Origin of the sequence: Collinsella sp. An271 (assembly GCF_002159695.1) — a bacterium.
GTDB lineage: Bacteria > Actinomycetota > Coriobacteriia > Coriobacteriales > Coriobacteriaceae > Collinsella > Collinsella ihumii.
Genome location: NZ_NFJE01000005.1, coordinates 107369 through 132337 on the forward strand (window position 1 = coordinate 107369; position 24969 = coordinate 132337).

The 24969-nt window shown below is 60.0% G+C and carries 21 protein-coding genes and 2 tRNA genes; 12 read left to right on the forward strand and 11 right to left on the reverse strand.

Annotated elements, in window-relative coordinates; all coding sequences use genetic code 11:
• Positions 1 to 3: 3 nt before the first annotated feature.
• A complete protein-coding gene (locus tag B5F74_RS06035; RefSeq protein ID WP_087200868.1) occupies positions 4 to 1239 on the forward strand; it encodes a cysteine desulfurase family protein in 1236 nt (411 codons plus the stop codon).
• A gap of 103 nt (positions 1240 to 1342) precedes the next feature.
• Here the strand turns inward: B5F74_RS06035 and B5F74_RS06040 are convergent, their stop codons facing one another.
• Entirely contained in the window at positions 1343 to 3037 is a 1695-nt protein-coding gene (locus tag B5F74_RS06040; RefSeq protein WP_087200870.1) for a phospho-sugar mutase, read from the reverse strand.
• 1385 nt (positions 3038 to 4422) lie between these two features.
• Here B5F74_RS06040 and B5F74_RS06045 point away from each other — a divergent pair.
• Positions 4423 to 4932, forward strand: coding sequence for a hypothetical protein (locus B5F74_RS06045; protein WP_066830758.1), 510 nt, complete (start codon positions 4423 to 4425; stop codon positions 4930 to 4932).
• Positions 4933 to 5260: 328 nt separating this feature from the next.
• On the opposite strand, the gene B5F74_RS06050 is transcribed toward B5F74_RS06045, so the two are convergent.
• Both B5F74_RS06050 and B5F74_RS06055 read right to left on the reverse strand, forming a co-directional pair.
• Positions 5261 to 5336 (reverse strand) — tRNA-Ala (locus tag B5F74_RS06050).
• A 64-nt stretch (positions 5337 to 5400) separates the two neighbouring features.
• Positions 5401 to 5477: transfer RNA gene (locus B5F74_RS06055), tRNA-Ile, on the reverse strand.
• A gap of 175 nt (positions 5478 to 5652) precedes the next feature.
• Between B5F74_RS06055 and B5F74_RS06060 the strand changes: the two genes are divergently transcribed.
• The gene (locus B5F74_RS06060) at positions 5653 to 6153 is read left to right on the forward strand and encodes a bifunctional nuclease family protein (RefSeq protein ID WP_066830756.1); all 501 of its coding nucleotides are present in this window, start codon (positions 5653 to 5655) and stop codon (positions 6151 to 6153) included.
• Positions 6154 to 6265: 112 nt separating this feature from the next.
• On the opposite strand, the gene B5F74_RS06065 is transcribed toward B5F74_RS06060, so the two are convergent.
• The 8 genes from B5F74_RS06065 to B5F74_RS06100 all read right to left on the reverse strand — a co-directional run bounded on the left by B5F74_RS06065 (position 6266) and on the right by B5F74_RS06100 (position 18348).
• Positions 6266 to 6883 carry a helix-turn-helix transcriptional regulator gene (locus B5F74_RS06065; protein WP_087200874.1) on the reverse strand — a complete coding sequence of 206 codons (618 nt, stop codon included), beginning with the start codon at positions 6881 to 6883 and terminating at the stop codon, positions 6266 to 6268.
• A 304-nt stretch (positions 6884 to 7187) separates the two neighbouring features.
• Positions 7188 to 9956, reverse strand: a complete 2769-nt coding sequence (gene gyrA / locus B5F74_RS06070; protein WP_087201006.1) for a DNA gyrase subunit A — start codon at positions 9954 to 9956, stop codon at positions 7188 to 7190.
• 204 nt (positions 9957 to 10160) lie between these two features.
• Entirely contained in the window at positions 10161 to 12185 is a 2025-nt protein-coding gene (gyrB, locus tag B5F74_RS06075; RefSeq protein ID WP_066831098.1) for a DNA topoisomerase (ATP-hydrolyzing) subunit B, read from the reverse strand.
• Between the two features lie 126 nt (positions 12186 to 12311).
• Entirely contained in the window at positions 12312 to 12863 is a 552-nt protein-coding gene (locus B5F74_RS06080; RefSeq protein ID WP_229254193.1) for a DUF721 domain-containing protein, read from the reverse strand.
• On the reverse strand, positions 12844 to 13950 hold the full coding sequence (locus tag B5F74_RS06085) for a DNA replication/repair protein RecF (RefSeq protein ID WP_087200877.1): 1107 nt from the start codon (positions 13948 to 13950) through the stop codon (positions 12844 to 12846). Before B5F74_RS06085 ends, B5F74_RS06080 begins: the two co-directional genes overlap by 20 nt.
• Before the next feature lie 118 nt (positions 13951 to 14068).
• Complete coding sequence (gene dnaN, locus B5F74_RS06090) at positions 14069 to 15172, reverse strand: DNA polymerase III subunit beta (RefSeq protein WP_087200879.1); 1104 nt, start codon at positions 15170 to 15172, stop codon at positions 14069 to 14071.
• 241 nt (positions 15173 to 15413) lie between these two features.
• On the reverse strand, positions 15414 to 17132 hold the full coding sequence (locus tag B5F74_RS06095) for a DnaA/Hda family protein (RefSeq protein WP_087200881.1): 1719 nt from the start codon (positions 17130 to 17132) through the stop codon (positions 15414 to 15416).
• A 10-nt stretch (positions 17133 to 17142) separates the two neighbouring features.
• The gene (locus B5F74_RS06100) at positions 17143 to 18348 is read right to left on the reverse strand and encodes an ATP-binding protein (RefSeq protein ID WP_087201008.1); all 1206 of its coding nucleotides are present in this window, start codon (positions 18346 to 18348) and stop codon (positions 17143 to 17145) included.
• Positions 18349 to 18690: 342 nt separating this feature from the next.
• Between B5F74_RS06100 and rpmH the strand changes: the two genes are divergently transcribed.
• The 9 genes from rpmH to B5F74_RS06145 all read left to right on the forward strand — a co-directional run bounded on the left by rpmH (position 18691) and on the right by B5F74_RS06145 (position 24911).
• Positions 18691 to 18834 (forward strand): 50S ribosomal protein L34, encoded by a 144-nt coding sequence (gene rpmH / locus B5F74_RS06105; protein ID WP_022387171.1) that lies wholly within the window; start codon positions 18691 to 18693, stop codon positions 18832 to 18834.
• Positions 18835 to 18849: 15 nt separating this feature from the next.
• Entirely contained in the window at positions 18850 to 19182 is a 333-nt protein-coding gene (gene rnpA, locus B5F74_RS06110; RefSeq protein WP_066830732.1) for a ribonuclease P protein component, read from the forward strand.
• The gene (gene yidD / locus B5F74_RS06115) at positions 19172 to 19414 is read left to right on the forward strand and encodes a membrane protein insertion efficiency factor YidD (protein WP_066830730.1); all 243 of its coding nucleotides are present in this window, start codon (positions 19172 to 19174) and stop codon (positions 19412 to 19414) included. The genes rnpA and yidD overlap by 11 nt, the downstream gene beginning before the upstream one ends.
• A 26-nt stretch (positions 19415 to 19440) precedes the next feature.
• Positions 19441 to 20211, forward strand: coding sequence for a YidC/Oxa1 family membrane protein insertase (locus B5F74_RS06120; protein ID WP_087200883.1), 771 nt, complete (start codon positions 19441 to 19443; stop codon positions 20209 to 20211).
• 42 nt (positions 20212 to 20253) lie between these two features.
• Complete coding sequence (locus B5F74_RS06125; protein ID WP_087201010.1) at positions 20254 to 20808, forward strand: R3H domain-containing nucleic acid-binding protein; 555 nt, start codon at positions 20254 to 20256, stop codon at positions 20806 to 20808.
• Between the two features lie 115 nt (positions 20809 to 20923).
• Positions 20924 to 21694, forward strand: coding sequence for a 16S rRNA (guanine(527)-N(7))-methyltransferase RsmG (rsmG, locus tag B5F74_RS06130; protein ID WP_087200886.1), 771 nt, complete (start codon positions 20924 to 20926; stop codon positions 21692 to 21694).
• A 1286-nt stretch (positions 21695 to 22980) separates the two neighbouring features.
• A complete protein-coding gene (locus B5F74_RS06135; protein ID WP_066831096.1) occupies positions 22981 to 23781 on the forward strand; it encodes an AAA family ATPase in 801 nt (266 codons plus the stop codon).
• Positions 23782 to 23872: 91 nt separating this feature from the next.
• A complete protein-coding gene (locus B5F74_RS06140) occupies positions 23873 to 24667 on the forward strand; it encodes a ParB/RepB/Spo0J family partition protein (RefSeq protein WP_239283387.1) in 795 nt (264 codons plus the stop codon).
• A complete protein-coding gene (locus B5F74_RS06145; protein WP_087200888.1) occupies positions 24657 to 24911 on the forward strand; it encodes a hypothetical protein in 255 nt (84 codons plus the stop codon). Before B5F74_RS06140 ends, B5F74_RS06145 begins: the two co-directional genes overlap by 11 nt.
• Positions 24912 to 24969: the final 58 nt, after the last annotated feature.

Genomic DNA, 24969 nt, shown 5'->3' on the forward strand with positions numbered 1-24969 from the left:
AATATGACAGAGACGACAGGCGGACAACCCTCCTATATCTACGCTGACAACGCCGCGACGACACCCCTGTCCAAGCGGGCCCTTGACGAGATGATGCCCTATCTGACCACGAGCTTCGGCAACCCCGGCGGGATACATCGCGTTGCCAAGGAAGCGGCTTGCGCCCTCGGCGAGGCCCGGGCGCGCATCGCGCGGCAACTTGGAGCCGCGGCAGAAGAAATCTATTTCACGAGCGGCGGATCCGAATCCGATATGTGGGCCATTCAGGGCGCGACTCTCAGATATCGAGACCGATATGGGGCCGAGGCGCCCGCGTGCCTCATTACCAGCTCAATCGAACATCATGCCGTTTTGCATGCATGTCGAGCGATGGAGCGCTTCGGTGCGCGCACAACCGTGCTACCCGTCGACAGACAGGGACATGTGCGCCCTGACGATTTGATAATCGCCCTTGAAGCGGCGCGGACAGAAGCGCGGCGGGCGGGCTGCGAGGCTCCGGGATGTGCTCTTGTTTCGATCATGCTCGCGAACAACGAGATCGGAACCATCGAGGATGTCCCCGAGCTGGCCCGCATCGCCCATGAATACGGCGCCCCCTTTCACACCGATGCCGTTCAAGCCGTAGGCCACATCCCCGTCGATGTGCACGAGCTCGGAATTGACGCGCTCTCGCTCTCGGCTCACAAATTCCATGGCCCGCGCGGCATCGGAGCCCTCTACCTCAAGGATGGCTTCTCCATTCCGGCACTCATTGAAGGCGGGGGCCAGGAGCGCGGCGAGCGGTCGGGCACCGAAAACCTGGCCGGCATCGTCGGCATGACCGCAGCGCTCGAGGAGTGCCGCGACGGACTTGGCGAGCGCATGGGCCGAATTACCTCTTTGCGCGACCGATTGGTCTCCAAGCTCCAGGACGCCGTCCCTGACATCTACTACACGGGAGATCCGGTCAGGCGCCTGCCCTCCATCGCGTCGTTCGCCATTCACGACGTGGACGGCGAGCTGCTCGTTGTCCTGCTGGACCGTTCCGGCGTTGCGGCAGCGACGGGCTCCGCATGCTCAACGGGCTCAACCGAACCGTCTCACGTTATAAGCGCGATTGGGATAACGGACCGTCGGTGGTCCCATGGATCGCTTCGCCTGTCGCTCGCCGATGATATCCGGGCTGAGGACATCGACATGCTCTGCGAGCGTGTGACGCGCTGCATTGAGCGAGCGCGACGCATCTCGGGCACGATGTAGTCCCCTCCCCTACCTCCATACTCCCAACCATCGCTTCTGACCTCGATACAAAAAGCGGGACGCTGATAGCGCCCCGCTTTTATCGGCATATGGTGCCAACCGATTAGGAAAGCAACTCGCGACCGGCAGCCTCGATGGCATCGATCTGCGCATCGGCAGCCGCGGCGTCGGCGCCCTTGGCGAAGATGTAGAGCTTAATCTTGGGCTCGGTGCCGGAAGGACGGACGATAGCCTTGTCTCCGCCCTCGAGATCGAACTCGATAACATTCGCGCTCGGCAGGCCGTTCACGCCCTCCTTGTAATCGACAACGCCCTCGACCTTGGAACCCGCGATCTCCGCAGGGGGATTCTCGCGCAGGTCGGCCATGATGCCGGCCATCTTGGCCGCACCGTCAGCACCCGGATAGCTCAAAGAGATCGTCTTGTTGTGGTAGTACCCGTACTTCTCGTACAGATCGCGCATCGCCTGAACCAGGTTCTTGCCCTGCAGCTTGTAGTACTGGGCCATCTGGCAGATGAGCATGGAGGCGTTGACCGCGTCCTTGTCGCGCACGTGGTCGCCCGACAGATAGCCGTAGCTCTCCTCGAAGCCGAAGATGAAGCGGTCGACCTGGCCCGCGTCGGACAGGCCGGTGATGATGTCGCCGATGTACTTGAAGCCGGTGAGGCAGCGGCGCAGCTCAAAGCCGTACTCCTCGGCCAGCGCGTCGACCATGGCAGAGGACACGATGGTGGTCACCGCCACCTTGTCCTTGAGGTCCTCACCGCGCGCGGCACGCATCTTGCAGATGTAGTCGAGCAGCAAGACGCCCATCTCGTTGCCAGTCAGCAGCGTATAGTCGTCGCCATCCGCGCAAGCGACGCCGACGCGATCGGCATCGGGGTCGGTGGCAAGCAGCAGGTCGGGCTGAACCTCGCGGCACAGATCGATGCCCTTCTGCATGGCCTCGCGGATCTCGGGGTTGGGATACGGGCAGGTCGGGAAGTTGCCGTCGGGATCCTTCTGCTCGGGCACGACGGTGATATCGGTGATACCGACCTTGTTGAGGACCGTGGTCACGGGGATCAGGCCGGTGCCGTTCAGCGGGGTGTACACGAGCTTGAGCGGGGTGTTCTTGGACTGCTCCTCGGTCAGGTTGCAGACGGACTTGTCCACCACGGCGTCGTAGTAGGCATCGAGCACCGAATCATCGATCCACTTCACGAGCCCCTTTTCGACCGCCTCGTCAAAGTCCATGGTCTTGACGTCGGTGAACGGATTGGTGGCCTCCATGGCTGCGGAAATGGCATCGGCAGCCTCCGACGTGATCTGACATCCGTCGGGACCGTAGGCCTTGTAGCCGTTATACGGGGCGGGATTGTGGCTCGCGGTCATGCAGATGCCACCCGAGCACTCAAGATAGCGCGTGGCCCAGGACAGCGTGGGGACCGGCGAGATGCGCGGATATACGTAGGCGGTCACGCCGTTGGCGGCGAGAATGGCCGCCGTGGTCTTCACGAACAGCTCGCCGTTATTACGGCTGTCGCGAGCGATGGCAACCGTCGGGTTCTCGAAATTCTTGACAAGGTAGTCGGCAAAGCCTTGCGTGGCGCGACCGACCGTATAGATGTTCATGCGGTTCGTGCCGGCACCCAGCGTGCCGCGCAGACCGGCGGTACCAAACGCCAGGTCCTGGAAAAACGCATCGGTAATCGCATTCTCGTCGCCGGACTCTTTCATCTGCTTCAGCTCAGCCAGCAGCTCTTCATCCTTGACGTTGGCGATCCATGTGTCGAGAAGCTCATGTACGTCTGCCATAGCCTATACCTTTCCTTGCCATGTAAACGGTTTAATGACCTCGGGTACCGAGGGGGCTGGCTTATGCACGGACCCACTCGAATCGTACCCCATCTAGGTAAAGTTTTTGACTTTATACCGCTCGACGGCCGATTTGTCCGGTGGGCGCAATACCTTCTCCCCGTCTCCCCTACACCTGTCTGCGCCATATCGGACAGGTGGCTCCGACGTTGAATATCGACCCACGCCTACACCACACCGTATCCGCTCCAGAGTGAGAACCATCAATCGATTCCCATCGAACCATTCGCTCTGCTGCAAAGCTTTGCGGTGCATTTGCTTGTGCGGTGAATTCTCCAAATTATCTATTCGCTTCCAGCTGCTCTACCTGGCAAATTAGCAATGATCTCGTTACTGGATCAATACCACAACTCATTCAACCACGCTGCATCAATCGATTCGCGGACTCAGTCTTTGAATCGATTGTCACCTTGTACACCACTTGACTCGATTCCATGCGACGTACAGACGGTAGCATCTTGGTATTCCCTTGAATGAGCCGACTCGTTGAACGTGTTGCGCCGGCATTCGTCATTGACTGTATTGACCCCTCGACACCTCTTCATCGCGATTCACTCATATGACTGAATCTGCATCCCCTTCCCCATGAGGCCATGCAACGATTCGCGATAGTGGTTTGACGCGTTTGACCGAATACCTCGTCTGAGCAACCGCCATGCGCACTAATGCGATAGGACCACAATGACCGAACCGCCAACACATCATGCGGCAGATGCGTTATTCGGTCATCAACCGAATCAGGTTATCCGATATGCCGGCTGTCAGCCAATCAGGCATCGCATCGCTTCGACCCGTTCGGAGCGATCTTGCTTGTCTGATGAATCACACCGGCTCTATGCTCCGCCGTCCGATTCTCTCTGCGTCTTCAAATGAAACTGCTTGTGACCTGTCTAACCAGATTCATGCCGATGCTATCCATATGCTTATGGTTTGTCATTTCTCCAATCGAACCAACGATTCACCGTCAGTGCGTCTTGGACCGATCGTAAACGTACCCGATCGCTCGCCCAGCCCATTCCTCCGATCCAGGCGAAGTAGGCAAGGGGCAGAGCAACTCAGTCTTCGGGGCGATCTCGCGAAACGATGTAAGGTGCGCTCCCCTAACGCAGATATCAGCCCGGACCAAACAACGTGGAGCGGACCGCGGCGCAATGTACGACTCACTTGATGAATCGAATGTGCGACCGATGATCGGATCGATTCACATCGCTTCACCCAAGTCAAGCAATTCGATTCTCTATCGAATCTCACGCTATAATGATTCGATGCATTGATGACGGCATGACTCAGTCATGTTTGAATAGGGGAGTAGTTAGGAACGAATCGTGCCAACTATTAAAGAGATTGCGGAAGCTACGGGCCGTGGAAAATCAACCGTCATGCGCGCCGTGAAGGAGCTCGGGCTCAGAGAGTCAGGTCACGCCAACCCCGACGGAGCGCGAGGGGCACTGATCATCGATGCCGAAGGTGCTTCCATGCTGGCAGACTTTCTGACCAAGAACGTCGAGGCGAAGCAAGCGGCGGGGGAGGGGGAGACCGAGTCCTCAAATCAGCCGCATATCGATGTGGAGGCCATCGTATCGGTGTACCGTGAGCGCATCGACGACCTTAAGGCCCAGATAGACAACCTTAACGCCCAGCTCGCCATCAAAGACAACCAGATCAAAGAGCTGACCTGCGCCCTCGATAATGCCCAAGATGCGGCCAAGGAGGCCCAGACCGAAACCCGCAGAGCGCACGATCAGGTCGTTTTGATGGCAAGCGCTGGAGTATGGGAGCGTCTAACGGGATTTAAGGGCCTATTAGGCCCTGGTTCGGACATGGACAGCCAGTAGGTCATTTTAGGGGCTCTAGACGCGATCTCAGAGCCCCATTTTCTGTAGACCCATCTAGTATCGCCAGTCGCCTTTGGGAGTGCACGCGCCACGAGGCCCTCAGATATGAAAAAACCTCGCCGTGGCGAGGTCGACAGAATCATGGGGGAGGTTAGGGGAATCCGCGATTACTGCGCAATCGCTCAGCGCTGCGGCGCTCACGCGCCTTGCGCCGGCTCCCGACAAACGCTCGCGCGCTTACTCGGGATCCGGCCCCGAACGGGGTTCGATCCCCGTGCACGGCCCCCAGATATGAAAAAACCTCGCCGTAGCGAGGTCGACAAATTCGTGGTGGAGGTTAGGGGGATCGAACCCCTGACCTCAGGCTTGCAAAGCCCGCGCTCTCCCAGCTGAGCTAAACCCCCACTTAAGTAATAAACACCCCAGCGGCGACTCGGCTCTCGCTGGGGTGTTTATTGCGAAAGAAAGTGGTGGACCTGACAAGATTCGAACTTGTGACCTCCCGGTTATCAGCCGGACGCTCTAACCAACTGAGCTACAGGTCCATCGCGCGAAAAGAATATTAGCGCGCTTGGGGTTCGCGCGTCAACAACTTTTTTGAAAAAATTTCCGAGCATGTGAAAAGGGGAGGTATACGCACACAACGTCACTGTTTTGGGTAGTATTACTATCCAGTTCATACCATGTACGCCAGAGAACAGCATTATTGGAGGTGCCATAATGATTCGCGTTGATATCGAGACTATTATTATGGCCGCTGGCCCCGTACCATCCATCATCGTGCTCCGCGAGCGCGGTGCCGAGGGTGCATCCGATGCCCCGCTGCGCGCGCTCTCTATTCAGACAGGTTCGTACGAGGCCGCTGCGGTCGGACGCGGCGTCGATGGAACAGAGGGCTCTCGGCCTATCACCCATGATCTCATGGTCGACGTCATCAAATCCCTGGGCGGCAAACTCGAACGTGTGGAGATCGACCGTGTCGACGCACCCATCTTCTACGCATCGGTGGTTCTTGAGAACGCCGACGGGGAAGAGCGCCATATCGATGCACGCCCGAGCGACGCGCTCGCCCTTGCGGTTCGCACCAACGCTCCGATCTACGTCGAAGACGACGTCATGAACCGCGCCGGAAACATCTCGTACCGCACCGAGGAGAACGAGGAAGAGGAGCTCGAACGCTTCGACAAGTTCGCGCGCTCCGTCTCTCCGGACGACTTCTAATCACGCGTCCCAAATGCTGAACCAAGGCCCTGACTGAGTCAGACTCAGTCAGGGCCTTGACTTACGCGGATCACGGAGCCACCGAGACGCAGCCTGTTCGCCAAACAGCCACTCACCCGACCAGACGGTCCACGAGCATCGCGAAGCCGTAGCCAATGGCTGCCGCAAGCACCATCATCCCGACAAAACGGATCGTTTTCATCCATACGGGAATCAGGCGCTCGCGACGGCTCTTTTCGGTATCGCGGTCAACTGGCTCACCGTACCAATACGACAAGATCTCGCGATACGTGACCAGATCATGGCTCTTTTTGTTTCGCTCAACCTGCACGGCGGCGCACAGCGCGACGCACCACAGCACCAGCGCGAGCACGAAGGTCGGCACCGCATACGCAAGATCCCAGTCCCACACGACCGTCTGCACCACCAGCCACGCCATGGCGGCAATCATGAGCAGCAAGAACACCACCATCACCCAAGCCATCTGCTTCATGGTGCGCACGCCTGAATCGATCGTCTTCGTCATGGTCATCACGTCCTCCTTGATCAGGCTGTCGACGGTCACGTCGAAGATTTCGGAGAGAAGCAGCAGGCTCTGCACGTCGGGGTAGGTCTTATCGTTCTCCCACGAACTGATCGTCTGGCGCGACACGTAGATGCGCCCCGCAAGATCTTCTTGCGACATACCCGCACGCGCGCGCAGCGACTTGATGCGGTTCCCGATCTCCATGCTCCCTCGTTTTCCTCGTCGGACCCCTTCACCTCGAAGGCTCTCATGACTGGGGGCATCGTACCATCAAAGGATCCCGACATCGTGCCGGCAAGCGGCCCACCGCACCGTCAAATGTTCTTGACGCAGTTCTGACCTGCGGAAACGCGGCTTCACACCATATATGGCGCAGCATGACTCAGTCGCGGCGACGCGGATGGCGCGCGCCCGACACCCACGAACGGCAGCATCAACGCAAAAGGCGGACCGGAGAAGTAACTCCTCCAGTCCGCCCTGTCACAGACGCTATGCGATGGCGCCGATGCTACTCGTCCATCAGATCCTCGAGCGCCTCGTCGCCGCTTCCGATATCGACATGATCGTCGCTCGGCGCCTCCAGAGCGCCCGCAGCGGCCAGATCAAGCGATTCCTGCCCCTCGGCCACCGCAGGGGCCTTAGGCTTCTTCTTAGCGCTCGTCATGCGCGCCACGGCGCACACGCGGTCGCCGTCGGCCACCGTCATCATCTTGACGCCCTGCGTGGCGCGACCGGTCTTGGAAATCTCCTCGGTCTTCACGCGGATAACCGTCGCGCCCTCGGTGATGATGAACAGCTCGTGCTGCGGGCCGACCGTCTTCATGGCAGCCAGATTGCCCTTCTTGTCGGTCATCTGGATGGTGTAGACGCCCTGACCGCCACGGTTCTGCTCGGGGTAGTCGGCAATCGGCGTGCGCTTGCCGAAGCCGCGCTCCGTGATGACGAACAGGTCGCCGCGGCCGTTGGAGATCTCCATGCCGAGCACCGAGGTCTCGCCCTTCATCGTGATGCCGCGCACGCCGCTCGTGTCGCGACCCGTGGCGCGCACCTGCTCCTCGGAGAACATGATCGCCTTGCCGGCCGTGGTGGCGAGGATGACCTTGTCGCCCTCGCGAACGCGGCGCACGTCGAGCAGGTGGTCGCCGTTCTTGAGGTTGATGGCGATGATGCCGTCGCGGCGGCTGCGGTCATAGGCGCTCATCACGGTCTTCTTGACCATGCCGCTCGCGGTGGCGAACATAAGGTACTCGTTGTCGGGGAACTCGCGACAGGAGATGACGCTCGCGATCTTCTCGCCCTCCTCGAACGGCAACAGGTTCACGATCGCGGTGCCGCGCGCCTGGCGCGTGCCGACCGGGAGCTCATGGACCTTCAGGCGGTACACCTTGCCGCGGTTGGAGAAGAACAGCACGTATTCATGCGTGCTCGCGATGAACATCTCGTCGATGACGTCGTCCTCTTTGAGGTTCGCGCCCGTCACGCCCTTGCCACCGCGCTTCTGCGCGCGGTAGGCGGCCACGGGGATGCGCTTGACGTAGCCCGTGTGCGTGATGGTGACGACCATGTCCTCGTCGGCGATGAGGTCCTCGACGTCCAGGTCGCGCTCGGCGGCGCAGATCTCGGTGCGGCGCTTGTCGCCGTACTTGCGCGAGATTTCGCGCATCTCCTCCTTGATCACGCCGAGGATCTTCTCCTCGTGCGCCAAGAGGTCCTCGTAGTAGGCGATGGCGCGGAGCAGGCCGTCCAGCTCCTCCTGGATCTTGTCGCGCTCCAAACCGGTCAGGCGGCGCAGCTTCATCTCGAGGATGGCCGTGGTCTGCTCGGGGCTGAAGCCGAACCGCTCGATCAGGCGGGCGCTCGCCTCGGAGTCGGTGCGCGAAGAGCGGATGATGGAGATGACCTCGTCGATATGGTCGAGCGCCAGCAGGTAGCCCTCGAGGATGTGGGCGCGGGCCTGGGCCTTCTTGAGGTCGAAGCGCGTGCGGCGGGTGACGACGTCGACCTGGTGGTCGATGTAGCAACGCAGCATGTCGCGCAGGGACAGGCATTTGGGGACACCGTTCACGAGCGCGAGGTTGTTCACGCCGAACGTGTTCTGCAGCGAGGTGTACTTATACAGGTTGTTCAGGACGACCTGCGGGATAACGCCCTTCTTGAGCTCGATGACCAGGCGGATGCCCTTCTGCGTCGACTCGTCGCGCATGTCGGAGATGCCCTCGATGCGCTTCTCGTTGACGAGCTGGGCGATCTTCTCCTGCAGGTTACCCTTATTCACCTGATAGGGGATCTCGGTGAACACAAGGCGGTTGCGGCCGGTCTTGGTGGACTCGACATGCGCCTTGGCGCGCACGGTGATGGAGCCGCGGCCCGTCTCATATGCCTGGCGGATACCGTCCGACCCCATGATGCGGGCACCGGTGGGGAAGTCGGGACCGGGCATGACGGTCATGAGCTCTTCCGTCGTGGCGTCCGGGTTGTCGATGAGCATGCAGGTCGCCTCGACGGCCTCGGCGAGGTTGTGCGGGGGGATGTTCGTGGCCATGCCGACCGCGATGCCCGAAGAGCCGTTGACGAGCAGGTTGGGGAAGCGCGCCGGAAGCACCTGGGGCTCGGCGAGCGACTCGTCGTAGTTCGGCTGCCAGTCGACCGTATCCTTCTGCAGGTCGCGCAGGAGCTCCATGGCCGGCTTGGCCAGACGGCTTTCCGTGTAACGCATGGCCGCCGCGCCGTCGCCGTCGATGTTGCCGAAGTTGCCGTGGCCGTCGATCAGGGGCGTGCGCATGGAGAACCACTGCGCCAGGCGGACCATGGTGTCGTACACCGCGGCGTCGCCATGGGGGTGGTACTTGCCGATAACCTCGCCGACCGTCCAGGCCGACTTCTTATGCGGACGGTTGGGGTAGATGCCCGACTCGTTCATGGCGTAGAGGATGCGGCGGTGCACCGGCTTCAAGCCGTCGCGCACATCGGGCAGGGCACGCGCCGTGATGACCGACATCGAGTACTCGATGAAGGACTGCTTCATCTCGTGTCCGAACTCGGAGATCTGGAGCGATCCGCCGTTGATGTCCTCGCCGGCATCCTCGCCGCGGTCTACGGTGCCGAAACTCTCCTCGAGCTCCTCGTCATCGTCTTCCTCGTCCTCGTCGACGGCGTCCGGGTCGTAACCGACCGTCTCGCCGTCGTCGTTCTGCGTCTCGGCGCGGGCCAGCAGACGCTTGAGGTCCTCGGGCAGGCCCTCGGTACCCTCGCCGTCGGCGCCGGGCGTGTTGTTCATATCATCTGCCACGTGCTACCTCCTGGTTTAGTCGTGGTCTGGTCTGGTTCGGTCTGATTCAGTCGCAGTCGGCCGTGGGTTGGGGGTTGGTTGGGGACGGGTTCGTTTCAACCCATCCCCTGATGGGGGAACTCTGACGGCCTACATACTGGGGATGGGTTGAAACGAACCCGTCCCCAACCAACCCTCCGCCGACCCGGCGCGCTAGGCGTCCAGGAAGCGCGCGTCGTGGGCGTGCTTCTCGATGTACTCGCGGCGGTACTCCACCTGGTTGCCCATGAGCTCGCGCACGGCGCGATCGGCGACCGCGGCGTCCTCGATGGTGACGCGCTGCAGGATGCGCGTCTTGGGGTCCATGGTGGTCGACGCGAGCTGCTTGGGATCCATCTCGCCCAGACCCTTGTAGCGCTGAACGGTGTAGCCGCGGCGCTTCTTGGTGATCTTGCCGGCCGCTGCCTCGTCGTCGCCGTCATCGGGATTGAGGCCGAGCGCGGCGATGCTCTCGCGCAGGATCTCCTCTTCCGCCTGGCGGCCGTTGGGGTAGACGTAGTGAATCTTGTTGCGAACCTTGATGCCGAAGATCGGCGGGCAAGCCACGTACACATAGCCGGCGTCGATGAGCGGGCGCATGTACTTGTAGAAGAACGTCAGCAGCAGGATGCGGATGTGCGCGCCGTCGACGTCCGCATCGGTCATGATGATGATCTTGTGGTAGCGGGCCTTGGTGATATCGAAATCGCCGCCGTCGCCGCTGCCCGTGGTCACACCGCAGCCGATGGCCGTGATGAGCGACTGGATGGTATCGCTCGAGAACGCGCGGTGGTCGCCGACGCGCTCCACGTTCAGGATCTTGCCGCGCAGGGGCAGGATCGCCTGAATGTCGCGGCGGCGGCCGTCTTTGGCCGAGCCGCCCGCGGAGTCACCCTCTACGATGAACAGCTCGGTCATCTCGGGGTCGCGCACGGAGCAGTCGGCCAGCTTGCCGGGCAGGCTCGCCGTCTCGAGCAGGCTCTTGCGGCGCGTCGCCTCGCGCGCCTTGCGGGCGGCGTTGCGGGCCTTGGATGCCTGCTGGGCCTTCTTGATGATCTCGCGCGCCTGCTTGGGATGCTCCTCGAGATATTCCGACAGGCCGTCGGAGACGACCTTGCGCACGAGCGTGCGCATGAACGAGCTGCCGAGCTTGGCCTTGGTCTGGCCCTCGAACTGGGGGTCGGCGAGCTTGACGGAGATGACGGCGGCGAGACCCTCGCGGACATCGTCGCCCGTGAGGTTGGCGTCCTTCTCCTTCAAGATGTTCTGCTTGCGCGCGTACTCGTTGATGACGCTCGTGAGCGCGGTGCGGAAGCCCTCGAGGTGCATACCGCCCTCGGGCGTGTAGATGTCGTTCGCGAAGCTCATGACCGTCTCGGAATACGAGGTGTTCCACTGCATCGCGATCTCGACCTCGCCGGTGCGGTCGACCGGCAGGCCGGGCTCGGAGGCGCCGGAGAGGTAGATGGGCTTCTTCAGGCCGTCGGGGATGTCCTTGCCCTCGTTCAGGAACTTGACGAAGTCGACGATACCGCCGGCGTAGCAGTACTCGTCGACGCGAGGGGCGAGCTCGCGCTCGTCTTTGAGCACGATCTTGAGGTTCTTGTTGAGGAAGGCGGTCTCCTGCAGGCGGTTGCGCAGGATGTCGTAATCGTAGACCGTCGTTTCGAAGATCTCCTCGTCGGGCCAGAACGTCGTCGTGGTGCCCGTCGTCTTGGACGTGCCGACCTCGATCATCTTCTGCGTGGTCTTGCCGCGGCTGAACTGCATCTCGTAGATCTTGCCGTCGCGGCGGACCTGGACGACCATCTTCTTGGACAGGGCATTGACGACCGAGACGCCCACGCCGTGCAGGCCGCCGGATACCTTGTACGCCGAGTTGTCAAACTTGCCGCCGGCGTGCAGGATGGTCATGACGACCTCGAGCGTCGGGATCTTCTTGACCGGATGCTTGTCGACCGGGATGCCGCGGCCGTTGTCGACGACGGTGATGGAGTTGTCGGCGTGCACCGTCACCTCGATCTTGGTGCAGAACCCGGCCATGGCCTCGTCGACGGAGTTGTCGACGATCTCCCACACGAGATGATGCAGACCGCTGGAGCTCGTGGAGCCGATATACATGCCCGGGCGCTTACGAACGGCCTCGAGACCTTCGAGGATTTTAATTTCGCTGCCGCCGTATTCGTTCTTATTCGCCACGCACATCTCCTTTTCCTTCAAGCAAATGCTAGTAACCTTCAATAGTTTAATGGAAAAGAAGGGGTGCCATCGCGCGTTTCAAATACCCCTACAAGACCACCAGACGCGATTTGCGCCCGTTTTGGCCTATCGGGAGTCTTCGCATTCAAAACTGGCCTTTATGGCCCGTTTGAGCGCATCCCTCAGGCGTTCGTCGGCGATGCCGGAGACCCTATCGTCAAGACGCGCGTCCTCCTCCGCCGTCAACGGGTGGCGCGCCACGGCGCGATGGGAAGCAGGGGAGGGGCTCTGGGCATGCGTGCGGGGAGCGCCCGCCTTGGGACGCGCGTAGCCCTCGCGCGAAAGCTTGACCTTGATGCCGGCGATATCGACCCCGAGCCGGTACATGCGCGCGCGGATGATCTCGCGCATCATGGTGAGCTCTCCCACCCATGTCGAGCCGTCGGCGTAGACGATGAGCTCGTTCGATTCGGGCACATAGTGCAGGCCCGTCACGTGCTCGCCCTCTCGGGTCCCCGCGCACACCTGGTTCCACGCATGGTAGACGTCGTGCGTCGCCTCCGCGGCGCGCATCTGCGCGAGCTTGGTCTCGGACGCCCCGTCGAGGATGCGGCGGCGCTCGAGGGGGATGAAATCGGCCAGGCTGTGCGTCTCGCCCTTACGCTCGCTTCTCTTCACCGATGCCCACCACCTTCGAGGCATCCAAGATGCCATCGGAAAAATAACCCAGGTTCGTCGTGGTGATGACCGTCTGGATCTCGCCCTCGACGAACCGCATGATCGATTCACGGCGCGCGGCGTCGAGCTCGCTCATGACGTCGTCGAGCAGCAGGATCGGATAGCGGCCCAGAATGTCGTAGGTGACCTCGACCTCCGCGATCTTCCACGCGAGGACGAGGCTGCGCTGCTGGCCCTGGCTGGCAAAGGAGCGCGCCTCGCGGCCGTCGACGAGAAAGACGATCTCGTCGCGGTGCGGTCCGACGAGCGTGAGCCCGCGCCGGACCTCGTCCTCGCGCGTCTCGGCGAGCGCCGCGGCGAAACAGGAGGCGACCGCGTCGCGGTCGCGGGCCGAGGCCGCAGGTATATCGCCGATGGAGGCGCGGTACCGGACATCGACCGTTTCACGTGGAGCGATCCTGGCGTAGACGTCGACCAGGCGCTCGCGCACGCGCTCGAGCAGGGCCAAGCGATGCACCAGCACCGACGCGCCGGCGGTGATGAGCGCATCGTCCCACGCACCGAGCAGATCGTGCGAGGCGAAGCGGTCCTTGAGTAGGTTGTTGCGCTGCTCGAGAGTGCGCTCATAGGCGCCGACGAGCTGCGCGTAGCTCTCGTTCAGCTGCACGCCGAAGTCATCGAGCGCGGCCCGGCGCACAGATGCCGAGCGCTTGATCATATCGAGGTGATCCGGGCAGAACAGCACGCTCGGCAGCACGCCCCGCACGCCCGACGCCGTCGCCTTCTTGCCGTTCTTGGAAAACGCGCGCCGCCCGCGCTCGACGGTCATGCCCATGTCGAGAACGCGGCCGTCGCCTTCCAGGCGCAGCTCGATCTTCGTGCCCGGGGCGCCGTCGCGCACGAGGTCGGAAGGGGAGGGGCGGCGAAACGATTGCCCCGCCGTCAGCAGCTGCAGCGCCTCCACCAGATTGGTCTTGCCCGCGGCATTGGGTCCCACAAGGACGGTGACACCCTCGTCGAGCTCCAGCTCATACAGCTCGTAACTGCGATAGTTGTGAACCGTCAACGTCCGCGCGTAGATGCCCACCCGGGGTCACCTCCTTTCCCCTGATGAATTTTTAGGGACTGTCCCTAAAAATTCAGCCGCACCAGCCCCCTGATGATTTTTTAGGGACTGTCCCTAAAAAATCATCAGGGAAAGGCAGCTAGATGCGCACCGGCATGACCAGATAGAGGTAATTGATCTTGTCGTAGGCCTTGAAGATGCCCGCCTGGCTGTAGCTTTGCAGCTCCAGGGTGATCTCCTTCTCGCGGTTCAGCACGTTCAGGCAGCCGAAGATGTAGTGGTAGTTGAACGCGATGACGCCCGAAGCGCCCTCGACCTCGACGTCCACCGTCTCGGCGGCCTGGTCCTGGTCGTTGGAAATGGCCGAAAGCCCCATCGTGCCCGCCTCAGCGGAGATCTCGAACTTCACGGCGGAGTTCGCCTGCGCCACGACGGCCACGCGCTTCAGGGCCGCGGAGAACTCCTCGACGTTGATCTTGACGGTCGTCGCGCAGGTCGGCGGCAGCAGGGCCTTGTAGTTGGGGTAGTTGCCCTCGATGCGGCGCGACACGTACGTGGTGTTGCCGGCGGCGAACACGACCTGCGTGTCGGTCGAGCCGACCATGATGGTGGGCTGGCCGCCCATGATGTTCAACGCGTCGTTGAAGGCCTCGGCGGGAACGTTCAGCTCGAAGCTCCCCTCGAGCGAAGACGTCTCGACCTGGGTGTCGCACACGGCCAGACGGTAGGAGTCGGTCGCCACGAGGCGCACGGTGTTGTTCTCGACCGTCATGAACACGCCGTTCAGCACCGGGCGGTTCTTGTCGGTCGACGTCACGCGCCACACGCGCGACACCATCTCGGAGAGGATGTCGCACGGAAGCTCGACGGAGCGCTCGAGCGCGATGGTCGGGAACTCGGGGAAATCGGTCGGGTCGAGCGTGTTCAGCTTGAACGAGCTCTTCTCGCACGTGATGCGCACCTGGCGATCCGAGATCTCAAAGGAGACCGGCGCATCGGGCAGCGTCTTGGTGATGTTCGAGAGCATCTTGCACGGGATGACCGTGTCCCCCTCCTCCTCGACGCGCGCCGCGATGCGGTGACGGATCGAGATGGTGTAGTTCGACGTTTGGAACTCAAGCACCCCGTCGGTGGCGCGAATCAAGACACCCGAGAGGATGGGGAGCGTGCTTGCGCTCGCTACGCCCTTCATGACTATTCCGAGTGCCTCCGCAAGTGCAGGCTGGCTGACGGTGAATCTCATGTGCTCGTCCCTTCCGTTTTATATCTATCTATATATACCTATACCAAATAGTAGTAATAAGCCCGTCGAATCTGTTGATAACCCGCGTTTGCTCAGGTCGGTGCAGAAAAGTTTTCAATCTGCGCGTGTCGAGAACTGAGGCTGTTTTCGACACGCGCCTGTGCGCCGCGAATTCATCCACAGTATCGCACGGTCTTTCGACAAGTTTTCTCAAACCTTTCACGCACTTTTCAACAGCCTGTCAGGACTTGATCAGAACGATGTTCGAGAGCTGCTGGAGCTGTTCGGAGAAAGCCGCCTCCTCCCCGCGCTTCTTTTCGATGACGTTCAGGCTGTGCACGACGGTCGCGTGGTTGCGGCCGAACAGCGAACCGATGGCCGGCAGCGACAGGTCGCACATCTGGTGGATGAGGAAGATGGCGACATGGCGCGGAAACGCGATGTCTTTGGTCTGCTTGCGGCCGATGAGGTCGGCATGGCTGACGTGATAGAACTCCTCCACGACCGCCTGGATGGTCGCCGGCTTGACCACCTTGCGCGCCGTGTCGAAGTACTCGTCGGCCACGGCGTCGATATCTGCGGCGGTGAGCTCGGATCCCGCGCGCTCCTTCTCGTAGCTCAAACCCGAGCACCGCTCGCAGAAGCTTTCGAGCTCGCGGATGTTGTTGCTCGAGATCTCCGCCATGTGCCGCAGGTGATCGTCGGTGAGCGTGCCCTCCTCCAGCGCGATGCCGTCCAGGATGGACGCGCCCGCGCCGTCTCGGGAGACGGGGCGCTCGGCGCGCAGCGTGTGCTCGTAGTAGTACTTGAGGATGCGGTACTTGGTCTCGAAGGTCGGCTCTGAGACCAGGCACAGCATGCCGGAATTGAAGCGGCTCGTAAGGCGCTCGTCCATGCCGAGCTTCTTGGGTGCGCGGTCGCTGGCGATGACGATCTTCTTGCTCTCGCGGATGAACTCGTCGACGAGCTGGAAGAAGAACTCGATGGATGCCTGGCGGCCGATGATGTTCTGGATGTCGTCGATGATGAGGACGTCGGCGTTGCGGTATTCGCGCATGATCGGCTCGCCGGGCCCGCGCTGGGCGCCCAGGTCGCGCATGTAGTCGTCGATATAGGCCTGGCTGTTGGCGTATTTCACGCGCATCCAGGGCTTCTCGGTCGCGATGTAGTTTTGGATCGCGAACAGCAGGTGCGTCTTGCCCAGGCCGGAGTTGCCGTAGATGAACAGACTCGTGCACTGGCCGGGCTCGTCGGCGAACGCCGCGAAGCGCGCGGCCGACTGGTAGGCGTGTCGGTTCTCGTCGCCGAGGACGAAGTTCTCGAACGTGTACTTGGCGCTGATGCCGGCCGATGCCGCCGGGTGCTGCTGCTCTTCGATGGTGGGGGCGGCGGCCTCGGGCATGCGAGGTGCCGGTGCGGTGTTCCCGCCCTGTTTCATGGCGGCCATCATGCTCTTGAACTGCTCGGGCGACAACGTGTTGTTGATGCTGACCCGTCGGTCGCCCTCGTCCGCCCGCGCTAGGGCGGGGCCGCCGTGGAACTGCGGCGGAACGGGGTCGATGGCGGGGGAGGGTGCAGCCGGCGCCGCATAGGAGGCCTCTGCCGCCGCGGTCGCTTCCGCCGCGACGGAAGCGGTGCCGGGGGCGGCGGCCGGCGTGGAGGGGCTGCCAGCCTGCTCCGCCGCCTCCGCTGTCGGGCGCGCTGCCGCGGGGGCCTGCGGCGCGGTGACCATGAGCGCCAAGGGGGCGAAGGCGATCTCCTCGAGATAGCGCTCGATGGTCGCCCGCTGCTTGACGAGATAGGAATAGGCGAATCGGCTGGGGGCCTCGATGGTCAGGGCGTCTTCGTTCAGGTCGGTCGCCTGTGCGCCGGCGAGCATGTTGACGAGCCGCGCGTCGAGCCCGTCGCGCTGGCAGCAGGCGATGACGTCGTCGAGAAGCAGTCGGGCATCGTTATCCATGGTTCACCCCTTACGCGTTCTGCTGGTTCTGCTGATGGTTTTGGGCCCAGAGCTGGCCCATTTCGGTTAAGAAGCGCTTTTGGCCGCGCTTGATGACGAGTCCGACCTGCGCCAGCGTCTCAAGCTCGCGCGACCAAGTCGGCGCCGACGAGCCGAACGCGCCGGCAAGATCGGTCGGCCCGCCGCTTCCGTGCTGCGCGAGGAAGCTCAGGGCGAGCGCTCCGCGTTCGGAAACGTACGGCTCGCCTGCATGCGGGGCCTCCTGCGGCCATCCGCCCGCACCCATGCCCGCCTGCGGGGCCCAGCCTTGGGTGGGGGGTGCGGGCTGTTGCGGCCAGGGCGCCTGGTAGGGTTGCTGATATGCGGCGGGCGGATACCCTTGCGGCTGATAGGCCGCATATCCCTGGGGCGCCGGGTACGCGCCCGGCGCTTGGGTGCCCGGCGCGCCGAAGCCGTATCCCTGCGGGTACGGCGCATATCCTGCCTGGTAGGACAGGGGCGCCCCCGCATTCGGTGCCATGGGGTTCGCGACCCCCGGCGCGCCCGGCATCTGCTGCTGGGGCATGGCCTGCAGCGGCTGCGCGCCGCGTACCGCTCCGCCGCGCTCGGCGGCATGCTCGATCTCCATGACGCGCGTGGGATCGATGGAAACGGTCACCACGGTGCCCTGGTGCAGGTTGTCCTCGATGGAGACCGCGCCTCCGGCGTTTTCCAGATACTGTTGGACCATGGGGAAGCCGGCCCCCGTCCCTCGTATGTAGCGCTTTTGGTCGCGGTCGGCGCTCGTCACGCCGAACTCGAACGCCCGCTCCTTGTCCTCGATGCCCGGACCTTGGTCCGCAAAGCGGATCGTGTTGCCGTCGTCGAGGATCGAGATGATAGGTTCCACGAAGTTGGCGTGGATGAAGTTCTCGACGATCTCGCGGATGACCATCAGCGAGATGCCGCCGCCCTGCTCGCGCATGCAGCGGTAGACCGTGTTGGTGATCTCCTCAAGATAGGCGCGGACGTCTTTGGGCGCGATGACGATGACGCGCGGGGTGGAGAGCATGTCGTCGTATACGGCGATGCGCGTGGCATAGTTCGCCTGCTCGGCAGACGGTGCCGTGCCGCCTGCGTCGGCGGGGTCTGCGCCCGATGCGCGTATACCGGTTATATGGGCGTTGTCCGGCGCCGGGTCACCGGAGTCAACAAAAGGGTAGAAGTCATCAGACATGGTGCACCGCATTCTAGTTCGTTTGAGCTGCCCGTCTAGCATATCAGCTTGCACACCTTGTGCAGGGCTTTCAACAAGTTTTCTAAAACTGTTGAAAACTGAAGAAAAGTCGCGAAAAGTTATCAACATCTTCAACGTGACCTGTTGAAAAGTCGCTGAAAAGACGTGAAAGGATGCACTTGTTGACTGCGTGCTGTGGGCGCTTCGTGCGCAAAGCATGAGGTATTGCAAGCTTTTCGTGGTCTTTCATTGACATCGGAGCGCCGTATTCCCTACAATCTCTAAGCTCACGTGTCTAAAACGTGCAAATCGCACGCAAAATGCAGCAGGAGGAAATCAACCATGAAGCGTACCTATCAGCCCAATAAGCGTAAGCGCGCCAAGACTCACGGCTTCCGCGCCCGTATGGCAACCAAGGGCGGCCGTGCCGTGCTCGCCCGTCGTCGCGCCAAGGGCCGCAAGCGCCTTACCGTTAGCGATAAATAACCGTATGCGTCTCGCATGAGGACGATCAAGTCTAAGCAAGACTTCGAGCGCGTCTTTCACCAGGGGAGGTCCTATCGCCATCCCCTGATGCGCATGATAGCGTGCAACACTCTGGACGAAGGCGATCCCGGGCGGGTCGCCTTCGTCGCAGCAAAGCGACTTGGTTGCGCGGTTGTGCGCAATCGTTCCAAGCGCGTGCTGCGTGAGGCTGCACGCGCTTGTGCGTTTCCGCGCGCGGGGTTTGATGTGATCTTGTTCGCTACGCCGAAGACCAAGACGTCCTCACCGCAAGAGATGCAGGCCGCGCTCAGGTCCCTGTGCTCGCGAGCGGGTATCGATGAACAATAAGGTTTGTGGTCTTGCGCACCTGCCGCGACGCTGTGCCGTCGCTGCGGTGCGTTTTTACCAACGATTCATCTCGCCTTTGCTTCCCGACTCGTGCATCTACATCCCGACCTGTTCGCAGTACGCCGTCGAGGCCATCTCGAAATACGGCGTTCTCAAGGGCTGTTGGCTGGGGTTCCGGCGCATCCTGCGCTGCAATCCCTGGCGCGACGGCGGTTATGATCCCGTGCCGTAAGGCGCTTTACAGACGGAGGTTTATACATGTGGGACTGGATCGTTAACATCCTCTTCCAAATCCTGAAGCTTATCCAGAGCTTTGCGGTGGACTGGGGCCTGTCCATCATCATTCTCGTGATCATCGTGCGCCTGCTCTTGACCCCGCTGATGCTCAAGTCGTCCAAATCGACGGCTCGCATGCAGGTGCTCCAGCCTAAGCTCCAGGAGCTGCAGGAGAGGTACGCTGACGACCCTCAGCGCCAGGCCGAGGAGATGCAGAAGTTCTATTCCGAGAACAAATTCAATCCCTTCGGCAGCTGCCTGCCGCTGCTGATCCAGATGCCCATTCTGTTCGCGCTGTTCACGCTGCTCAACAACCTTCCGCAGTACTTCTCCGGTGAGAGCTTCTCGTTCTACGGCATCCTTCCCGACCTGCAGGCCTCCGCGGCCGGCACGATCAGCCAGGGCTTTGGCCCCGCCGCGCCGTATCTGATCGCGCTTGCGCTGTTCGCCGTGCTGACGCTCATCCCGCAGCTGTGGATGTCGCGCAACCAGACCGGCCAGCAGGCTTCGAGCATGCGCATGATGGCTGTCGTCATGGCCGTCATGATGCTGTGGATCGGATGGGGCCTTCCCGCCGGTGTTCTTCTGTACTACGACGTCTCCTCTGCGTGGCAGGTTGCTCAGCAGCTGTTCGTCACCCAGAAGGTTATCGAAAAGGCTAAGGCCGAGGAGGAGGAGCGCATGAAGAACGCTCCGATCGAGGTCAATGTCGTTCGTCGTGAGCGCAAGCAGCGCCCCCACAAGAAGAAGTAAGTGGATTGAGTTAATTTAGGTACCTAACTAATGGAGTATGCCATGTCTGAAGAGCTTGAAGAGGTGACCGAGGGCGCGGTCGAGGAGTACGCCGAGATTGCCGCCCATTACAAGGCCGGTGAGGGGCTTTCTGATGAGGAGCTCGACACCGTTGCCGACGTTGCGGTTTCCGTGCTCCGTGACATCCTGTTCTACTTTGATGCTCAGGATTCTCCCATCGACGAGTACGATGGCGACGAGGGAGAGCTGATTCTCGATGTGACCGCCCCCGATCTTGCCGTGTTGATCGGTCGCCATGGTCGCACGCTCGAGTCGCTGCAGACGTTGTTCTCCCTGTTGGTGAGTCGGAAGCTCGGGTTCCGTTATCCGGTTGCCGTCGATGTCGAAGGATATAAGAGCCGTCGCCACGACAAGGTGATCTCCATGGCTCGCTCCGCGGCCGCTCGTGCGGTTCGACAGCACTCCACGGTGTCGCTTCCGCCCATGAGCGCCTATGAGCGCCGCTTGGTTCACATCGCCCTGCGTGACAACAATCGTGTTGATACGCACTCTGAGGGCGCGGATCCCGAGCGTCGCGTTGTCATCACGGTGCTCTAGGATTCCTCGATTCCGCTATGCTAGGGGCGTACCTTCGGGTGCGCCCTTTCTTTTTGCCACAAGTTCTCGATTCACGTATTCCTGTCATCTCTCTGCTACATGAAGGGATTGCATCATGGCTTCCTTGGACCGTCCGATTATCCTCGCACCTCTAGAGACTTCGGAGTCGGATATCAATCGTCTGGCCAATAGTCTGATCGGCCTCGCTTCGTCGTGTCATGTTGAGCTGACGCTCGACCAGGCGCGTCTGTGTGTCGAGCATCTGCTCTATGTCGAGCAGATAAACCAGTACATCAACCTTACGCGCATTACGGATATCAACGAGGCTCTTGTTCTCCATATTCTTGATTCGTTATCACTGGTTCCCCTGATCAACGCAACGGTCACGCGCTTTCTTGATATGGGTACGGGCGCAGGATTTCCCGGAGTACCGCTTCATGTTGCAACCGGTCTGCCTGGCGTACTTCTCGATTCAGTTGGAAAGAAGATCAAGGCAGTGAATGCCTGTCTGAAGCAGCTGGGGATAGATCGCATTACCGGTGTACACGATCGACTCGAATCGTATGCTGCTGAGAATAAGAAGGCGTTCGATCTCGTCGTTGCAAGGGCTGTGGCTCCGCTCCCTATTCTGATCGAGTATGCGTCGCCCTTCCTTAAACACAACGGACAGCTTTTGATCTCAAAGGGCAATCCTGATCCTGAAGAGCTTGCTCAGGGACGCAGCGCTGCAAAGCTCTGTGGGATGGAGTTGCAGGTCCATGAGTCTTTCGACCTGCCCGATGGCTTTGGTCATCGCGAGCTGTATTCGTTCGTTCAGGTTTCCAAGCCGACGATAAAGCTACCCCGTTCGGTAGGGGAGGCGAGGAAGCGCCCTCTCGGTCAATAAGCTCGATGCTAGGCCCCGATGTTCCACGTGAAACATCGGGGCCTTTTCATGGTGCTGCCAGCGCGCTCCATCTCACATATTGGGATGGCACGCGTTACGTGAAGTAAGGTGGGATAATACCGTCGGCTTCTTTATATAAAGAGTCGTAGGTGGCCAGATTTCGTTGCATGTGGGAATCATCAGGTTGCATTGCGGCTGTACCGGCTCAACAATTCAACGAGGAGTGTGTGGATATCCGCATTGCCGTACGTGTGTCTGACGAATGGGAATGGGTAGTCGTTGCGCAAGAAGCGCAATTCGCTCGACATGCTGCGTTGGGCTCTCGACTAAGGAGAATTCTGACCGAGCGCAGGAACGCCGTGTCTCGATACTTTTCAGTTGTGTCATGTTCATCATGCAGATACGTTTGCGTGCAATAACGATACCTGCACCACTTCATGAGTGACTCGTTTTAATGAGCCGCAGGGATCATACGCTTAAGGCAAATGGTGCGGACCTCTGATGCGATGTATGTTTGCCCTAGCTGTACGCATTTGAAGTCCTATATTATTAGCAGGCTGTAAGGGTATTCATTTTCAGACCTGGGTAGCAGTTTGCGAAATTGGAATGTAAGGCGATCACAGTCTATTTCATGCGACGCGTCGTATTGGATGCGTTAGTGCATTCTGGTGGGACAATGAATAAGTTGAAACATTGAGACAGTCTGGGTGAAATCAAATACATGGCGAGTCAACTCAGTTTGATCGTATACGTGGCCCTGATCACCGCAACCTTTGCAATGGCAGAACGCAGTTAGCACGATTACTTTAGTTTCAGGGGGTAGGCGGGTGGTAATGCGGCTTGCCGATTGTTCGCTCAGTTACGGATCAAACTCTCAAGGGCGACATAACCACCTGCTGCCACTCTTTGTCTGCAACAGACCAATTCCCAGCTGTTACAACCTCATGATGTCGAATATCCGGCAGAAACGCGTCCTACTCCTTTGTAGAATTCGTATATCGAGACTGGCGTACGGATGTCTGGGAGCCAAGGGATGATTCTGGCTCCCCTTTTATGAGCCATTCGTCAACCTAGTGCAATAGATGTTAGTCCGTCTTCCCCAATCGATTCTCTTGAAAGCATGTATAGAGGGCAGGGGAGGGCATTGAACCTTGCAAGTTGGTTTCACGTGAAACATAATGAACGAGTGATTCAGCGTGTTTCACGTGAAACCCTTGATAGGGGTACGTTTCACGTGAAACATAGTGTTCACCTGGAAATGACTGTCGGTGGTGCAGGAGGGTGACGTGGGCTTTAGAGATGTCGAGCGTTCAAAAACGGAGATGAATACGAGGGTTATTGCCATCATCAACCAAAAAGGTGGTGTAGGTAAGTCGACCACCGCGGTTAATTTGGCTGCGGCTCTCAGTGAAGAGGGATATAAAGTCCTCGTCGTTGATTTCGATCCCCAGGGCAATACAACAAGCGGGTTCGGTATCGAGAAGGAACAGCTAGAGAGTTGTGTGTATGACGCGTTGCTCCATGACGTTCCCGCAGAGCAGATTATCCAGGGCACGGATTGCGAGAAGGTGTTTGTCGTACCCGCGACCATTCAGCTTGCGGGTGCGGAGATTGAGCTCGTTTCCACTATGGCTCGTGAATCACGTCTCAAGGATCTACTGGAGCCGATTATCGATGAATTCGATTTCATCTTTATCGATTGCCCGCCCTCGCTTGGCCTATTGACCATCAACGCGCTGACGGCAGCGGATAGCGTGCTCATACCGATCCAGTGCGAGTACTATGCCCTTGAGGGCGTTACAAAGCTGTTGGAGTCGATGCGCATGGTCAAGGGGCGCATCAATAAGAAGCTTGAGACGTTTGGCGTGCTCCTCACCATGTATGATTCGAGAACATCACTCTCGAATCAGGTTGTAGACGAAGTCAAGGGATACTTCGGGGATAAGGCCTTCGAGACGTGCATCCCCCGTTCGGTCAAGGTCTCTGAGGCTCCCTCGTTCGGCATGCCGGTGGTAACCTATGCGCCCACCAATAAGGGTGCGCAGGCATATCGGGAACTTGCACGGGAGGTGATCGCACGTGCCTAGTCCAAAGAAGAAGGCGCTTGGCCGCGGGTTGGGTTCATTGATTCAAGAGGCTCAGACCGAGGCGGCTGCATCAAATAATGACGCTACCAATATGGTGTCAATAAGCGAGATTCACCCGAATCCCAATCAGCCTCGCACTCACTTCAATGAAACTGAGCTTGAAGAGCTCAGCGAATCCATTCGTGCCCACGGCGTGCTTCAACCGCTTCTTGTTCGCAAGGATGATAGTGGCTACGAGATCATCGCAGGAGAGCGCCGCTATCAAGCTTCTAAGATAGCGGGTCTTGAGGAGGTCCCTGTGGTCATCAAAGATGTGGATGACCAGGAGATGCTCCAGCTCGCCCTCATAGAGAACCTGCAGCGCTCTGATCTCAATCCGATTGAAGAAGCCAAGGGATACCGTCAGCTCATCAAAGCGAGCGGTATGACCCAGGAGGCTCTTTCCAAAGCGGTCTCAAAGTCACGCTCGACCATTACCAATTCTCTGCGCTTGCTGGATCTGCCCCAGCGTGTCCAGGACCTGTTGTTTGAGGGTAAGCTGACCGCCGGCCATGCTCGTGCGATTCTTGCTGTTCCGTTTGAAGAGCAGCGCATCAAGCTGGCGGAGAAGGTTGTTGCTGAAGGCCTTTCCGTTCGAGCGACAGAAAACCTTGCACCGTTGTTTTCTGTCGGTGAAACGCCAAAGGCTCCTCGTCCTGTCACACCTCAATCGTTCAAAAAGGCAGCACGTGTGCTTCGTCAGGTCTTTAATACCAATGTGAAAGTGAAGGCCACGCGAGGAAAGAATAAGATCGAGATTGAGTTCAAGGATGAAGAAGAGCTCGCTCAAATCTTGCAGCATGTGATGAATGATGCGACAAGTAGGGAGCTGGACGATGAAGAGTAGGATTATTTCCGCGATCATAGCCGGGGCCGCCGTCGCAGCAGGCGCTTTTGTCGGGTATAAGCTTGCAACAGATAGCGAGCTGCGCGGAAGGCTCACGCGAAGTGCAAAGGATGTATATCAAACATCCAAAAAGAAAGTTGGCGACATGACGGAAGATGTTGCTGTAAGAACCGCGCAAATGACCAAAAACCCCAAGATCAATCAAGACTGGGTTAAAAACCAGTGGGAAAGCATTTGTTATTAAGTAAAATAGAAATCATATAATAGAAAAGGCGCCGGATAACAACGTTGTTATCCGGCGC